Consider the following 14,776-nt stretch of genomic DNA (forward strand, 5'->3'; position numbering starts at 1 on the left):
ACCATGAAGACACCGCTCAAGGGTGCGCGCGTGCTCGAGCTGGCGCGCGTCCTCGCCGGGCCCTGGGCCGGCCAGCTGCTCGCCGACCTCGGCGCCGACGTGGTCAAGGTGGAGCGCTCGGGCGTGGGCGACGACACCCGGCAGTGGGGGCCGCCGTTCGTGCGCGGCGCCGACGGCCGCAACCTCTCGGCCGCCTATTACCACTCGGCCAACCGCGGCAAGCGCTCCATCGAGGTCGACTTCGAGAGCGAGGACGGCCGCGCCACGGTGCGGCGGCTCGCCGCCCACGCCGACATCGTGATCGAAAACTTCAAGGTCGGCGGGCTCGCCAAGTACGGGCTCGACTATGCGTCGCTGAGCGCGCTCAACCCGCGGCTGATCTATTGCTCGGTCACCGGCTTCGGCCAGGACGGGCCCTACGCGCCGCGGCCGGGCTACGACTTCATGATCCAGGGGCTCGGCGGCATCATGTCGCTCACCGGCGAGCCGGAGGGGGAACCGGTCAAGACCGGCGTCGCCTTCGCCGACGTCTTCACCGGCATGTACGCCACCGTCGCCATCCTCGCCGCCCTCCAGGGCCGGCAGGCGACCGGTGCCGGCTGCCACATCGACATGGCCCTGCTCGACACCCAGGTCGCCGTGCTCGGCAACCAGGCGCTCAACTATTTCGTCGCCGGCGAGCCGCCGCCGCGCATGGGCAACGCCCATTCCAATGTCGTGCCCTACCAGGTGGTGCCGGCGGCCGACGGCCATATCATCGTCGCCTCGGGCACCGACGGCCAATATGCGAAGATCTGCGAGGTGCTCGGCGTGCCCGAGCTCGCCCAGGACCCGCGCTTCGTCAAGAACGCCGACCGGTTGGCCAACCGTGCCGAGCTGATGGCGCTGCTCACCGCCCGCACGGCCACCTTCAAGAAGGACGACCTGCTGGCCAGGCTGGTCGCCGTGGGCGTCCCGGTCGGGCCGATCAACCGGCTGGACGAGGTGTTCGCCCACCCCCAGGTGCTCCACCGCGGCATGCGGGTGGAGCTGCCCGACGCCCTGGCGGCCGGCGGCACCATCCCCTCGCTGCGCTCGCCCATCGTCATCGACGGCGAGCCGGTGTTCGCGCCCACCCCGTCGCCGGCGCTCGGCGCCGATACGGACGACGTGCTGCATGATCCGGCCTGGGGCGGCGCTGCGGCCGCCAAGGCCGAGGGAGGCTGAGGTGCCCGGCGCGCATGCCAACGACCGCAGTGCGGCAGCGGTTCTCGTCGATCAGCTGGTCGTGCACGGTACGCGCCACGTCTTCTGCGTTCCCGGGGAAAGCTATCTCGCCGTCCTCGATGCCTTCCACGACGCGCCGCTCGAGGTGACCGTCTGCCGGCAGGAGGGGGGCGCGGCCATGATGGCGGAGGCCGTGGGCAAGCTCACCGGGCGGCCGGGCATCGCCTTCGTCACCCGCGGCCCGGGCGCCACCAACGCGTCGCCCGGGCTGCACGTCGCCGCCCAGGATTCCTCGCCGATGATCCTGTTCGTCGGCCAGGTGGGCCGCCGCATGCGCGGGCGCGAGGCGTTTCAGGAGCTGGACTACGGGGCGGTGTTTGGCTCCATCGCCAAATGGGTGGTGGAGATCGACGATCCGGCCCGCATTCCCGAGCTCGTCTCCCGGGCCTTCCACGTCGCCATGCAGGGCCGTCCCGGGCCCGTCGTCGTGGCGCTGCCGGAGGACATGCTGCGCGAGCGCGTCGCCGTGGCTGACGCCGGCCGCGCCGAAGCGGCCGAGGCCCACCCCGGCCTCGCCGACATGGCCGAGCTGCAGAAGCGCCTGTGGCGCGCCCGCGCGCCCGTCGTGCTGCTCGGCGGCTCGCGCTGGACGGGGCGCGCCGTCGAGGCCCTGGGCCGCTTCGCCGCCCGTTTCGACCTGCCCGTCGCCGTCAGCTTCCGCCGGCAGATGCTGTTCCCGGCCGGTCATCCGTGTTTCGCCGGCGACTTCGGCATCGGCCCCAACCCCAAGCTCCTGGCCCGCGTCAAGGCCGCCGACCTGCTGCTTCTCGTCGGTGCCCGGCTGTCGGAGATGCCGAGCCAGTCCTATTCCCTGCTCGGCATCCCCGAGCCCGGCGTCGACCTCGTCCACGTCCATCCGGATGCGGCAGAACTGAACAAGCTCTACCGGGCGAGCCTGGCCATCCAGGCGAGCCCGGCCGCCTTCTGCGCTGCGCTCGAGGGTGTCCAGCCGCCACTGGCGACAACGTGGGCGGGCGCGGCCGCCGAGGCCCATGCCGACTATCTCGCCTGGAGCGACCCGGAGCCGATCCGCATTCCCGGCGCCTTGCAGATGGGCGCGGTGATGGAGCACCTGCGGCGGAGCCTTCCGGCGGACGCGATCCTGTGCAACGGCGCCGGCAACTACGCCTCCTGGGTGCACCGCTTCTGGCCCTTCGGCGGCTTTGGCACGCAGCTCGCGCCGACCTCGGGGTCGATGGGCTACGGCGTGCCGGCGGCCGTGGCGGCCAAGCGCCTCGATCCGTCACGCACCGTCGTGGCCTTCGCCGGCGACGGCTGCTTCCTGATGAACGGCCAGGAGTTCGCCACGGCGGTGCAATATGGGCTGCCGATCGTCGTCGTCGTCGTCGACAACGGCATGTACGGCACCATCCGCATGCACCAGGAGCGCGAGTACCCCGGCCGGATCTCGGCGACGGCGCTGACCAACCCGGACTTTGCCGCGCTGGCCCGCGCCTATGGCGGCCACGGCGAGACCGTCGCCCGCACGGAGGAGTTCGCCCCGGCGCTGGAGCGGGCGCTGGCATCGGGCGTGCCTGCGATCATCCACTGCCTGATCGACCCGGAGGCGATCACCCCGGTGACGACGCTCACCCAGGTCCGTGATCGCGCTCGGGCCACGGAAAAGTGATCTTGCAGGATGGTGTCCGGCCCGGCTCGCGCCGGGCTCGTCGGCTTGGATGGATGGCCGGTGCTCTTGTCCCGGCTCAGTGCGCCTTGTCCGCCGGCGGCTGCGACAGGCGGTCGACGTAGGCGATGCCGATGGCCGACAGGATGAAGACCACGTGGATGGTGGTCTGCAGGATGACGCCGGTCGCCGTGTAGTTGGTCTTGTCGGGCGTGCCGAGGTTGCCCGCCTCGATGAAGGTGCGCAGCAGGTGGATCGAGGAGATGCCGATAATGGCCATGGCCAGCTTGATTTTCAGCACGCTGGCGTTGACGTGGCTCAACCATTCCGGCTGGTCGGGATGGGACTCGAGCTCGAGCCGCGACACGAAGGTCTCGTAGCCGCCGATGATCACCATCATCAGCAGGTTGGAGATCATCACCACGTCGATCAGGCCGAGCACCACCAGCATGATCTGCTGCTCGTTGAAATCGGTCGCGTGCGAGATCAGGTGCCACAGCTCTTTCATGAACAGAAAGACGTAGACGACCTGGGCGACGATCAGGCCGAGGTACAGCGGCAGCTGCAGCCAGCGGGAGCTGAAGATCACCGCCGGCAACGGCCTCAGCCGTACGGGCTCGGGCGCGGGCATGGGCTCGGTCACGGTCGGAGGCTTCGGCGACATCGTCGTTGGGATGATTTGGCTCGGCAGGGAAGGGACTGCCCGGAGATAGAGGCCGTCATCGCAACGCACAAGGCTTTTGCCGCATCGCCGCGCGCGGTCAGGGCATTTCGCCATTGGATGGGTCCATCCAATGGCGAAATGCTCTCGTGTGGCGAATCCGAAATTCGCACCACCTCGGGGCAGCGCTGGGAGCGAATTTCGGATTCCTAAGCCACACTAGCAACTCTATAATTCTAGTGTGGTTTAATGGATCTGAAGTTCCTGAACGTGGATGCCATGCGGGGAGCAGGAACTTCAGATCCACCACACTAGTGTGGCGAATCCGAAATTCGCACCACCTCGGGGCAGCGCTGGGAGCGAATTTCGGATTCCTAAGCCACACTAGCAACTCTATGATTCTAGTGTGGTTTAATGGATCTGAAGCTCCTGAACGTGGATGCCATGCGGGGAGCAGGAGCTTCAGATCCACCACACTAGGGCAGCAGCTCGGCCCGCGCCGCGCGCGTCTCGCGCACCAGGAAGTCGACGCTGGCGCGGATGCGCGCCACGTCCTTGAGGTCCGCGTGCACGATGAGCCAGAACGAGCGCACCAGCGCCACGGTCTCGGGCAGCACGTGCACCAGCTCGGCCCGCGCGGCCATGAACCGCGGCAGCACGCACACGCCGGCGCCGGCCTGCGCCGCCATCAGCTGCGCCACGATGTTGGAGCTTTGCACGCGAGCCCTGAGTCCCTTGGCCACCTCGTCGAGGTAGTCGAGCTCGGGCGTGTAGATCAGGTCGTCGATGTAGCCGATGATCTGATGGGCGAAGAGGTCCTCGACGCGGTCGAGCGGCGGGGCCTGATCGAGATAGGCCCGGGCCGCGAACAGGCCCAGCGCGTAGTCGGCGAGCTTGCGCGCGACGATTTTGCCCTCCCGCGGCGGGTTGAGCGAGACGGCGATGTCGGCCTCACGCTTGCTGAGCGAGGGGATGCGCGGCATCGGCACCAGCTGGATGTCCAGCTCCGGGTAGCGCTCCGCCAGGCGGCCGATGCGCGGCGCCAGGAAATAGGTGCCGAAGCCGTCCGGCGCGCCGATGCGCACCGTGCCCGACAGCCTGAGGTCGGCGCCGCCGATCTCGCTCTGGGCGGCCAGCGCCTCCGTCTCGATCGCCTCCGCCTTGGCCAGCAACCGCTCGCCGTGGGCGGTGAGCTGGTAGCCCTGGGGCCGCCGCTCGAACAGCTTGGCCTTGAGCGAGGCCTCCAGCGAGGTGATGCGCCGCGACACGGTGGCATGGTCGGCGCCGAGCCGGCGGGCCGCCACGGTCAGCCGCCCGGCGCGAGCCACGGAAAGAAAGAAGCGCAGGTCGTCCCAATCGAAACCGGTCATGCGTACCTTCATGGCCGGGCAGTCGGTGGATGGAGCGCTAACGCAAAAATGCACGGCAGAGCTTCAAGAAAGCCTATAGCCGTGCACAGATGTCAATGATACTCGACCAATCCATCGCAGCAGGATCCGTGAGTGCGATGGGGCGGCGGCCGCTTCTCGCGTATCATGGGGATCTGGACCTTGCGCCCGGACCGGCCGATGCTGCCGGCCCGCGCGGATCTGAAACTCGGGAGCAGGCGCCATGCGCACCATCGGCCATTTCATCGGCGGCAAGAACGTCCCCGGCACGTCCGGACGCTTTGCCGACGTCTACGAGCCCATGACGGGCGAGGTTCAGGCCAAGGTCGCCCTGGCCACCAAGGCCGAGCTTCGCGCGGCGGTGGAGAACGCCCGCGACGCCCAGGTGGGTTGGGGCAACACCAACCCGCAGCGCCGCGCCCGCGTGCTGATGAAGTTCCTCGACCTGGCGCAGGCGGAGTACGACAGCCTGGCCGAGCTCCTGGCGCGCGAGCACGGCAAGACCGTTCCCGACGCCAAGGGCGACATCCAGCGCGGCCTGGAGGTGGTCGAGTTCGCCTGCGGCATCCCGCACCTGATGAAGGGCGAGTACACGGAAGGCGCCGGCCCCGGCATCGACATCTATTCCATGCGCCAGCCGCTGGGCGTGGTCGCGGGCATCACCCCGTTCAATTTCCCGGCGATGATCCCGATGTGGAAGTTCGCGCCGGCCATCGCCTGCGGCAACGCCTTCATCCTGAAGCCGTCCGAGCGTGATCCGGGCGTGCCCATGCGCCTCGCCGAGCTGATGATCGAGGCGGGCCTGCCGGCGGGCATCCTCAACGTGGTCAACGGCGACAAGGAGGCGGTCGACGCCATCCTCGACGACCCGGACATCCGCGCCGTCGGCTTCGTCGGCTCCTCGCCGATCGCCCAGTACATCTACGAGCGCTCGGCCCAGACCGGCAAGCGGGCGCAGTGCTTCGGCGGCGCCAAGAACCACGCCATCATCATGCCCGACGCCGACATGGACCAGACCGTCGACGCCCTGATCGGCGCCGGCTACGGCTCGGCCGGCGAGCGCTGCATGGCGATCTCGGTGGCGGTCCCGGTCGGCAAGGCGACCGCCGACAAGCTGATCGAGAAGCTCGTCCCCCGCGTCGAAAGCCTGAAGATCGGCCTCTCCACCGATCCCACCGCCGACTACGGCCCGCTGGTCACCCGCGAGGCGCTGGAGCGGGTCAAGGGCTACGTCGACCTCGGCATCAAGGAGGGCGCCAAGCTCGTCGTCGACGGCCGCGACTTCAAGATGCAGGGCTACGAGAACGGCTTCTACATGGGCGGCTGCCTCTTCGACGAGGTGAAGCCCGAGATGAAGATCTACCAGGAGGAGATCTTTGGGCCCGTGCTCAGCGTCGTCCGCGCCAAGGACTACGACGAGGCCCTCAAGCTGCCCTCCGAGCACCAGTACGGGAACGGCGTCGCCATCTTCACCCGCGACGGCGATGCGGCGCGCGACTTCGCTGCCAAGGTCAACGTCGGCATGGTCGGCGTCAACGTGCCGATCCCGGTGCCGATCGCCTATTACACCTTCGGCGGCTGGAAGCGTTCGGGCTTCGGCGACCTGAACCAGCACGGCCCGGACGCCGTCCGCTTCTACACCAAGACCAAGACGGTCACCTCGCGCTGGCCGTCCGGCGTCAAGGAGGGAGCCGAGTTCGTCATCCCGACGATGGGGTGACGGGACAGGCAGGTTCGGCCCATCGCATGGTCATCCAGCCGCGAGCCCGGATGACCCTCGACGAGTTCCCGGGCTGGGGCGACACCCAGCCCGGGCGCCACGAGCCCGGCGACGGCGAGGTGGTCGCGATGGCGCCGGAGCGCATCGGCCACAAGCGAGCGAAGATGGCGGTGGTGCGAGACGCCGGCACGGGTGCGGCTCCGGCCATCGCCGATCGGTCGAACGCGCCGTAAGCAAGTAGCCAATGGGGAGCCCTGAGGACGCCATGACACACTTCGCCCTCAGCGAGGAGCACGTCGCCATCCGCGATATGGCGCGCACGTTTGCCGAGGAGCAGCTGGCGCCGCACGCGCTGGCCTGGGACGAGGCCAAGCACTTCCCGGTCGAGGAGATGCGCGCTGCGGCGGCGCTCGGCATGGGCGGCGTCTACGTGCGCGAGGACGTGGGCGGCTCCGGCCTCACCCGCCTCGACGCGGCGCTGATCTTCGAGGCGCTGGCCAGCGGCTGCCCCACCGTCTCCGCCTTCATCTCCATCCACAACATGGCGTCGTGGATGATCGACACCTACGGCAGCGACGAGCAGCGGCAGCGCTTCCTACCCAAGCTCACCACCATGGAGTGGATGGCGAGCTACTGTCTCACCGAGGCCAACGCCGGCTCCGATGCGGCGGCGCTCGCCACCAAGGCGGTGCGCGACGGCGATCACTACGTCCTCAACGGCGCCAAGCAGTTCATCTCCGGCGCCGGCTCCACCGACGTCTACGTCGTCATGGTGCGCACCGGCGGCGAGGGGGCCGGCGGCGTTTCCACCCTGGTGGTGCCCAAGGACACGCCGGGCCTCTCCTTCGGCGCCAACGAGCGCAAGATGGGCTGGAACGCCCAGCCTACCCGCGCGGTGATCTTCGACAACGCCCGCGTGCCGGTCGCCAACCGCCTGGGCGAGGAGGGCATCGGCTTCAAGATCGCCATGGCGGGCCTCGACGGCGGCCGGCTCAACATTGCCGCCTGCTCGATCGGCGGCGCCCAGGCCGCTCTCGACAAGACGCTGGCCTACATCAATCAGCGCAAGGCCTTCGGCAAGCGTCTCGACGAGTTCCAGGCGCTGCAGTTCCGCATCGCCGATATGGCCACCGAGCTGGAGGCGGCGCGCACCTTCCTGTGGCGGGCCGCCGCCGCCCTCGACCGCAAGGATGGCGACGCGTCCCGGCTGTGTGCCATGGCCAAGCGCTTCGGCACCGATGTCGGCTTCGAGGTCGCCAACCAGGCGCTCCAGCTGCACGGCGGCTACGGCTACCTCGCCGAGTATGGCGTCGAGAAGATCGTGCGCGACCTGCGCGTCCACCAGATCCTCGAGGGCACCAACGAGATCATGCGCGTGATCGTCTCGCGCAGCCTGATCGGCCGATGAGATCGCCAGCGGTGCAGCCGCTCACCTCTCCCCGCATGCGGGGAGAGGTCGCCTTGCGCGCCAGCGCAAGGCGGGTGAGGGGGGCAACCGGAAGAATCTCGATGCGGTCACGCCACGCGGCGAGCCCCCTCACCCCTCCCTCTCCCCGCAAGCGGGGAGAGGGGTGCGCAGCGGCTCCGTTGCCACCTAACCGTCAAGTCCACTAGGCGACGGATGGCCATCCATCCGCTCAGCAAATTTCAAGCGGGAGAGACGCAATGACCACCATCGCCTTCATCGGCCTCGGCAACATGGGCGGCCCCATGGCCGGCAACCTGGTCAAGGCCGGGCACACGGTGCGTGGCGCCGACCTCTCGGTCGCCTCCTGCGAGGCTGCGGCAAAGGCGGGTGTCACCATCTCGGCCAATGCGGTCGAGGCGGTGGCCGGCGCCGAGGTGGTCGTCACCATGCTGCCGGCCGGCAAGCACGTGCTCGGCGTCTGGCGCGAGATCGTGCCGGCGGCGCCCAAGGGCGCCCTGTTCATCGATTCCTCGACCATCGACGTGGCCAGTGCCCGCGCGGCCCACACCATGGCCAAGGAGGCCGGGGCGCTGTCGCTGGACGCGCCGGTGTCCGGCGGCGTCGGCGGCGCCCAGGGCGCCACCCTCACCTTCATGGTCGGTGGCGGCGTCGATGCCTTCACCAAGGGCAAGCCGCTGCTGGAGGCCATGGGCAAGAAGATCGTCCACTGCGGCGATGCCGGCAACGGCCAGGCGGCCAAGATCTGCAACAACATGATCCTCGGCATCTCGATGATCGGCGTCTGCGAGGCCTTCGCGCTCGGCGAGAAGCTCGGCCTGTCGCACCAGGCCCTGTTCGACGTCGCCTCGACGTCGTCGGGCCAGTGCTGGTCGATCAACACCTACTGCCCGGTGCCGGGCCCGGTACCGACCTCGCCGGCCAACAACGACTACAAGCCGGGCTTCGCCGCCGATCTGATGCTGAAGGACCTGAGGTTGGCCCAGGAGGCGGCGCTCGGCAGCGGCTCCGCCACGCCGCTGGGAGCGGAGGCAGCCCAGCTCTATGCGCTGTTCGCTGCGGCCGGCAACGGCGGCGCCGACTTCTCCGGCATCATCAAGTTCCTGCGCGGCGCCTGAGGCGAGATCGTCTGGAACATTTTCATGCGCTCGGGCATCATCATCCGAGCGCGGTCAGGCCGGGCGACCCGGCCTGACCGGGACCTGCTCCCGTCGGGTGGATTGTTTCGGTTCGATAGTGTTGCCGCATCTCTACAGCGCAGCGGGTGAACGGCGACTACCGTTAGGGGAACCGAGATCAACCCCCAACGTGCCATCGTCATGGAGATCAGGGCTCCCACGTCCAAATCGACCCCGCCCAAGGCACCGCTGAAGGCTTCGGCATCCGGCGCGCCGTCGCGTCCCGCAACCCGGCCCCAGCAGTTGCGGTTCGACCCGGCCCAGGACGCCGCGGTCCTGCTGCGCCGCCTGGGCTTCTTCATCCTGGTCTTCGCCGTGCCGGTCGCGGCGATGTGGGCTCGGCGCGCCACGGTGATCCTGGTGCCTGTCGGGACGGCGCTGCTCGTCCTGGCCGCGGTGCTCGACCGGGCGGCGACGACGCCGGTGCGCACGCTCCGCCAGGCGCTCCTCTCCAACGGCGGCATCTGTGCCCTGGTGCTGCTCGGCTGGGCGGCCCTGTCGATCGCCTGGACGCCGTTTCCGGCCACGGCGACGGATAAGATCGTCAACATCGTCGGCACCATTGCGGTGGCTCTCGCCGGCATCGCCAGCCTGCCCCTGCGCATGCGCGCGGCGAACCTCTACCTGATCCCACTCGGCGCAGGCATTGCGGCCATCGCGGCGGTCGCCGTCGTCGTGCTCAGGCTCAAGGCCGGCCTCGCGGTGCCGAGCGAGCTCGACCCGCTGGAGCGCGGCCTGGTGATCCTGGCGGTCATGGTCTGGCCCGGCGTGGCCTGGCTCGTCTCGCGCAGCCGCCCGGGCAGCGCCGCCGGGCTGGTGGCGGTGGTGGCGCTGGCCTCCGTGATGGCGGCGGATCGCGCGTCGATCGTCGCCCTGCTGGTCGGCGCCATCGTCTACGGCGTGGCTGCGCTCGGGCGCCGGCACGGCGTGCGGGTCATCGCCGTCGTGCTGCCGGCGATCCTGGCGATCGCGCCGCTGGTGCCCTTCCTGGTGCGGCCGTTCCTGAAGTTCTTCCATGGCCCGCTTTACCCGGGCGCCGCCGCCCTGCGCATCTGGGCCGACGAGGTCGGCCGCGATCCGCTGCGGCTGATCACCGGCCATGGGCTCGACACCAGTCTCAGGGCGCGCCTCGTCGGGCTGCTGCCGATCGGGGCGCCGCAGACGCTGCCTTTCGAGATCTGGTACGAGCTCGGCCTGATCGGCGCATTGGCCGGTGCCGTCGCCCTGTTCTTCGCTCTGTCCTCGTCCGGGCGGCTCAACAGGGTGCTGATCCCCGGCGTGCTCGCCGGCTACGGCAGCGCCTTCGCCATTGCCTGCGTCGGCACGGCCAACGCCCAGGCGTGGTGGCTCTCGGTCGTCGGCGCCGTCGTGCTCACCTTCGTCGCCGTCGAGCGCGGCCAGTTCCGCACCCATCGGCCGGGCATCCAGCTGCTGCGCGTGCGCCGCGCGACCGATCCGCCGGCGGCGGGTGGAACGCAGGGCGCGCCGGCGCCGTAGGGCGCGTCGCGGGTGTTCGCCCGCGGGGAGCCCGCCCGACGCGGAGCGGAACCGGGCTCGGCCGCACGACGTTCGCATCCAGAAGGCCATGACAGGACCGGGTTCGTCGGCCGCGCCTCTGCGCGAGCCGCGCCGGCGGCCGCATGCCGGATGGCGTGTGGGCCCGGTTCCTCGGCCAACATTGGAGAGCGAACGTGATCGATACCGAACACGTCACTCCGACCGAGGCGCGCCAGGGCCGCCTCGGCCGGCCGGTTCTTTATGTTCTCGTCGTCGGCCTGCTGCTGGCCGCCATCGCCGCGGGGGTCGTCTTCCTGGGCGCCAAGGTGACGGACGACGTGCCCAACAGCGCCACCAAGGGCGTGTCGTCGGCGCCGGCGCTCGGCCTGGCGGCCTGATCACGCGATCTCGAAATCGGCTAGCACGGGCCGGGCCATGTCGCGCTCGAACACGTCGTAGCCCCACGGATAGGAGGCCACGTTGCCGAGCTTGTCGATGTACCAGCTCCTGCACCCGGACGCCCAGACCGAGGTGCGCGCCTTGGCCTTGATCGCCTCGTAGTAGGCGCGCGTCGGTTCCAGGCCCGGCCCGATGCAACTCGCTTCCCCCGATTGCAGCAGGGCGACGAGCTGCAGCACGTAGCTCAGCTGGCGCTCGAGCGTCATGAGAAACGAGAAATTGCCGATCGGACTGTAGGGGCCGCCCAGCATGAACCAGTTGGGGAACCCGGGTACCCCCACGGCGCGATAGGTGACGTTGCCCTCGGCCCACGCCTCCTCCAGGGTCAGGCCGTCCTGCCCCTGAACCCGGGTCTTGCCCATCGGATGGTGCGGATCGAAGCCGGTGGCGAGCACCAGCACGTCGAGCTCATGCAATCGTCCGTCGCTGGTGCGCACGCCGCCCGGCTCGATCCGCGCGATGGCGTCCGTCACCAGCTCCGCGTTGGCCGACTGGATGGCCGGATAGAAGCGGTCCGACACGATGAGCCGCTTGCAGCCGAGCTGGTAGTGCGGCGTGAGCCGGGCCTTGAGCTGCGGATCCTGCACCGTGTCGAGGTTGCCTTGGCAGGCCGCCTGCATCTCACCGTACCATTCCGGGTTCTCGCCGACGAGCGCTGCGCAGAACGCACCGTTGAAGGTCTCGCCGAGCCGCTGGTACTGCTCCGCCATCAGCGCCGGCTCGGCCCGGAAGGCGGCCTTGCGCTCCTCCCGGATGGGCGGGTTGGGCTCTGGCAGGATCCACTGCGCCGTGCGCTGGAACAGTGAGACCTTGGCCACCTCGTCGACGATCGCCGGCAAGATCTGAACGGCGGTCGAGCCCGTGCCGATGATGCCGACGCGCTTGCCCGCGAGGTCGACGCGGTGGTCCCAGCGGGCGGAATGGAAGGCCGCGCCGGCGAAGTCCGCCAGCCCCTCGATCGCCGGGTAGACCGGATGGTGCAGCACCCCCACCGCCGAGATGACGGCGTCGAAGCGGCCCTGATCGCCCTTGGACGTCTCGATCCGCCAGGCGCCGCCGTCCCAGGCCGCCGACGTCACCTCGTTGTCGAAGCGAACCAGCGGCGTGACGTCGAACTCGTCGGCGACCTTCTTCATGTAGGCCTGGATTTCGCCGCCGGGCGAATAGCGCCGGCTCCAGTCCGGATTGGGGGCGAACGAGAAGCGGTAGAGATGGGACGGCACATCGCAGGCGAGCCCCGGATAGGTATTGTCCCGCCAGGTGCCGCCGACGTCGTGCGCCTTCTCGAAGATGGTGATGTCGTCGATGCCGCTCTCGCGCAGGCGGACGGCGGAGGCGATGCCTCCGGCGCCCGCCCCGATGACGGCAATTCTGAGCGGCCTGTTGGAGCCAGACATGGAGGCGCTTCTCCCGCGATTATGATGCCTATGCATCATAGGTGGATCATTCGGCACAGACCACGTCTCCCTCGGACATCCAGCGGCCGGCCTGGAAGCGCTGCAGCTGCAAGCACTTCACCAGCCGGTGCTGGCTCGGGCTCGACGACAGCAGGATGCCCGGCAGCACCAGCGGTGGCCGGTAGTCGTGCAGGGAGTTCGCCGCCTTCAGCACGTTGGCGCGGGTCAGGGTGTCTCCGGCCTGGCGCAGCACGTGGGCGACGGTCTGGCAGATCGACCAGCCCCACACGTTGAAGACCTCGCTCTTGTTGCCGCCGGCATAATGCTTGTCCATCCAGGCCAGCCACTCCTGCACGTCGTCCGCCCCGGCCTGGCGCGGATCCGCCGGATCCTTGAGGAAGGCCGCCGAGAACAGCTTCTCGTCGCCCTTGAGGTCGGCCGCCTTCAGCACCAGCTCGGGTGAGTTGGCCACGTAGGGAATGAAGATGTTCGGCTGCCAGCCGAGCTCGCGGATCGCCTTGATCCCCTGGGCCACGAACTTGCCGGTGGCGGCGAGATAGATCGTGTCGGCGCCCGCGGCCTTGATCTGGGCGATCTGCGACGTGATGGTCGGCTCGGCCGCCTCGTAGGGCCGTGCGGCGACCAGCTTGCTCTCGCCGTCGGCGCCGAGCCCGGCCTTCACGCCGGCCAGGAAGTCCCGGCCGAAGTCGTCGTTCTGGTAGAGGATGCCGATTTTGGAGGTGCCGAGCTTGTCGACCATGTAACGGGCGAAGATCGCGCCCTCCTGCGCGGCGGCCGGCTGCCAGCCCGTCATCCATGGGTAGAGCTGCGCGTCGGATATCTTGCTGGCCGACGAGGCGACGAAGAGATGGGGCACCTTTTTCTGAGCCAGGTAGGGGGCGGCGGCGAGGCTCGTCGCCGTGCCGACGCCGCCGATCAGGAACAGCACCCCGTCGGCCTCGACCAGGCGGCGCGTCTGCTCCACGGTGCGGGCCGGGTTGTAGCCGTCGTCGTAGGAGATGAGCTCGATCTTGCGGCCATGGATGCCGCCGTCGGCGTTGATCTTGTCGAAGCACCGGCTCAGCGCCTCGCGATAGGGCAGGTAGATCGCCACCGCGCCGCTGGCGGCGGCGACGTTGCCGATCTTGATGGTGGTGTCGCTCGCCCCCTCGTCGTAGGTGCCGGCGACGCCCGGCCCGCAGGCGAGCGATGCGAGGGCGAAGACCGAGGCCCAGGCCGCCATGCGATGCTTCATCCGTTCCTCCCGTTGCGCGGCGTTCCTGTCGACGCCTTCCGCAGCTAGGATTAGACGGGCGCACGGCGAAATGGCCCTCTCAAAAAGCGTAGGGATGCGGCCATGGATGGACCTGTAAAGCCGCTGGCCATGCGGCGGCTGCGCCTCCATCTGGCGGCCCTGCGCGGCGCGGCCGTGCTCGACGAAGCGACCTCGGAGCTCGAGGGCATCGCCGTCGCCATCGGCGCAGCGAAGACGGCGTGGGCGCCCGATCTGTCACAGCCGTACTTCGACCCGCTCATGGACGCGTTCCACCGGCGTCAGGGCTGGCCGGACGAGATCATGCGGATCTGGTGGGACGATCACGCCACGCTCAAGATGCCGTTCTACATCCGCTGCCGCTTCGAGCACCTGCCGTTCGTCACCGACCTGCTGGCGCCGCCGCGCCACCCGGCCGTGCCGATCCCGCCCGAGCAGCGCCGGGCGAGCGCCATCGTGCTGGCCATGGGGCTGACGGCGATGATCACCGTGCCGGTCCATTTGCCCCGCGGACAGGTCGCCATGGTGACATGGGCCGGCGGCTTCGGGGCGGCGGGTGCCGCGGCGATCATCGCGGAGGCCGGCGCCGAGCTGCTGGCCGCCGGGCACTTCTTCATGCATGTGCTGCGGCGCCGGGCCGGCCGGCGAGGGCTCGCGAGCGAGGAGCTGTCGCGGCTGACGCCGCGCGAGTGGGAATGCTTGCGCCTCACCGCGCAGGGCTATCGCGAGCGCGAGGTCGCCGAGCTCAGCGGCGTGTCGGCCACCACCGTGCGCTTCCACCTGGACAACGTGGTGCGCAAGCTCGGCGCCGCCAACCGGGCGCATGCGGTGGCGCTGGCGGCCCAGCTCGGCATGCTCGGCCCGATCGGCGCCTAGATGTCGCT

13 protein-coding genes are annotated in these 14,776 nt (G+C 69.5%); 9 read left to right on the plus strand and 4 right to left on the minus strand.

From position 1 onward, the window contains the following. Nucleotides 1-3 precede the first annotated feature (3 nt). Nucleotides 4-1,206 carry a CaiB/BaiF CoA transferase family protein gene (locus ACZ5PO_RS13585; RefSeq protein WP_464194240.1) on the plus strand — a complete coding sequence of 401 codons (1,203 nt, stop codon included), beginning with the start codon at nucleotides 4-6 and terminating at the stop codon, nucleotides 1,204-1,206. Nucleotide 1,207: 1 nt separating this feature from the next. Beyond that, the gene (locus tag ACZ5PO_RS13590) at nucleotides 1,208-2,896 is read left to right on the plus strand and encodes a thiamine pyrophosphate-binding protein (RefSeq protein ID WP_464194242.1); all 1,689 of its coding nucleotides are present in this window, start codon (nucleotides 1,208-1,210) and stop codon (nucleotides 2,894-2,896) included. A gap of 76 nt (nucleotides 2,897-2,972) precedes the next feature. Here ACZ5PO_RS13590 and ACZ5PO_RS13595 read toward each other — a convergent pair whose 3' ends face one another. Next, the gene (locus ACZ5PO_RS13595) at nucleotides 2,973-3,557 is read right to left on the minus strand and encodes a TIGR00645 family protein (RefSeq protein ID WP_464194244.1); all 585 of its coding nucleotides are present in this window, start codon (nucleotides 3,555-3,557) and stop codon (nucleotides 2,973-2,975) included. A gap of 473 nt (nucleotides 3,558-4,030) precedes the next feature. Continuing rightward, nucleotides 4,031-4,924 carry a LysR family transcriptional regulator gene (locus ACZ5PO_RS13600; protein ID WP_464194246.1) on the minus strand — a complete coding sequence of 298 codons (894 nt, stop codon included), beginning with the start codon at nucleotides 4,922-4,924 and terminating at the stop codon, nucleotides 4,031-4,033. Between the two features lie 241 nt (nucleotides 4,925-5,165). Between ACZ5PO_RS13600 and ACZ5PO_RS13605 the strand changes: the two genes are divergently transcribed. From ACZ5PO_RS13605 to ACZ5PO_RS13630, 6 genes are all read left to right on the plus strand, one after another. After that, entirely contained in the window at nucleotides 5,166-6,662 is a 1,497-nt protein-coding gene (locus ACZ5PO_RS13605) for a CoA-acylating methylmalonate-semialdehyde dehydrogenase (RefSeq protein WP_464194248.1), read from the plus strand. A gap of 50 nt (nucleotides 6,663-6,712) precedes the next feature. Next, nucleotides 6,713-6,895 carry a hypothetical protein gene (locus ACZ5PO_RS13610; protein ID WP_464194250.1) on the plus strand — a complete coding sequence of 61 codons (183 nt, stop codon included), beginning with the start codon at nucleotides 6,713-6,715 and terminating at the stop codon, nucleotides 6,893-6,895. Between the two features lie 32 nt (nucleotides 6,896-6,927). Next, the gene (locus ACZ5PO_RS13615) at nucleotides 6,928-8,070 is read left to right on the plus strand and encodes an isobutyryl-CoA dehydrogenase (protein WP_464194252.1); all 1,143 of its coding nucleotides are present in this window, start codon (nucleotides 6,928-6,930) and stop codon (nucleotides 8,068-8,070) included. 257 nt (nucleotides 8,071-8,327) lie between these two features. After that, the gene (mmsB, locus tag ACZ5PO_RS13620) at nucleotides 8,328-9,206 is read left to right on the plus strand and encodes a 3-hydroxyisobutyrate dehydrogenase (protein WP_464194254.1); all 879 of its coding nucleotides are present in this window, start codon (nucleotides 8,328-8,330) and stop codon (nucleotides 9,204-9,206) included. Between the two features lie 201 nt (nucleotides 9,207-9,407). Further along, nucleotides 9,408-10,763: a peptide ABC transporter permease gene (locus ACZ5PO_RS13625; RefSeq protein WP_464194256.1), complete on the plus strand. Its 1,356-nt coding sequence runs from the start codon at nucleotides 9,408-9,410 to the stop codon at nucleotides 10,761-10,763. Between the two features lie 194 nt (nucleotides 10,764-10,957). Continuing rightward, complete coding sequence (locus tag ACZ5PO_RS13630) at nucleotides 10,958-11,161, plus strand: hypothetical protein (RefSeq protein ID WP_464194258.1); 204 nt, start codon at nucleotides 10,958-10,960, stop codon at nucleotides 11,159-11,161. Here ACZ5PO_RS13630 and ACZ5PO_RS13635 read toward each other — a convergent pair whose 3' ends face one another. Then, on the minus strand, nucleotides 11,162-12,619 hold the full coding sequence (locus tag ACZ5PO_RS13635; RefSeq protein ID WP_464194260.1) for a flavin-containing monooxygenase: 1,458 nt from the start codon (nucleotides 12,617-12,619) through the stop codon (nucleotides 11,162-11,164). It abuts the gene before it with no gap. A gap of 46 nt (nucleotides 12,620-12,665) precedes the next feature. Further along, nucleotides 12,666-13,874 (minus strand): ABC transporter substrate-binding protein, encoded by a 1,209-nt coding sequence (locus ACZ5PO_RS13640; RefSeq protein ID WP_464194262.1) that lies wholly within the window; start codon nucleotides 13,872-13,874, stop codon nucleotides 12,666-12,668. Between the two features lie 102 nt (nucleotides 13,875-13,976). On the opposite strand from ACZ5PO_RS13640, the gene ACZ5PO_RS13645 reads away from it, so the two are divergent. Continuing rightward, a complete protein-coding gene (locus tag ACZ5PO_RS13645; protein ID WP_464194264.1) occupies nucleotides 13,977-14,768 on the plus strand; it encodes a helix-turn-helix transcriptional regulator in 792 nt (263 codons plus the stop codon). Nucleotides 14,769-14,776: the final 8 nt, after the last annotated feature.

The organism is Chelatococcus sp. KU-N122 (assembly GCF_055391085.1).